At 29.6% G+C, this 722-nt stretch carries 1 protein-coding gene; it reads right to left on the bottom strand.

Annotated features, from left to right (window positions below; translation table 11 throughout):
- Positions 1-389: 389 nt before the first annotated feature.
- Positions 390-722 (bottom strand): hypothetical protein (locus M3Z80_RS06025; protein ID WP_459251443.1); only part of this gene is annotated, 333 nt, incomplete at its 5' end.

The following is a 722-nucleotide window of genomic DNA, read 5'->3' as shown; positions in this document are numbered from 1 at the left end:
TCCTCCATCCTTACCTACCATAGTAACCTTTTTTGCATTAAAAGTAAGATCTCCTCCATTGGCTGTAAGGGTTATAGGCCTTTTGCCCTTTTTATACTTTCTCCCCCTATGGTGCGAACTATTTTCCCTCCTTTCATATTATTTGAGCTTTTATCTCTCAAATGTACTATTTTTTGCATATTATTGGATAAAATGTTTTGTCTTCTTTTTTTAGAGGAATTTTTTGTCATGGGAAGGTAACAGAATACGACGTCTGGATTGATTTTCCTTTAATAAATCAAGCCCTTTTAAGCCAGTTCCAATCTTTTAAACTATAATTCCACCCTAAAAAGAATAAAAACCAAGAAATGAGAAATTAAAGGGCTTAATTTTATTTTTTTATCACATACTTATTCCATTTTTCTACCTAAAACTAAAACCTCATGTATCTTAATTCTCCAATAATCTTTAGCAGCAACATCTTCCAAATCTATCAAAAGTTCCACTCTTCTCATAACATCCAGTAAATCCATTAAAGTATTAGCTCTTGATGTTAATATTTTTAAAGCATCAAATCTATACTTTTCACTAAAATCAGAATTTTTTGAAGCATTGACTTTTTGATATAAGTATTCCCTAAACTGATCTGGATTTTTTATTGTTTTAATTTTTTCAGCATCCAGATATAATTCCTCTTCAAAAAAAGTTATTCTTTCCTCTAAACTTATAAGACTATCCTTTAA

Source organism: Apibacter sp. (assembly GCF_025291155.1).
Classification (GTDB): domain Bacteria; phylum Bacteroidota; class Bacteroidia; order Flavobacteriales; family Weeksellaceae; genus Apibacter.
Note: the sequence above shows the minus strand (reverse complement) of the source record. Positions and strands in the feature narration are given on the sequence as shown.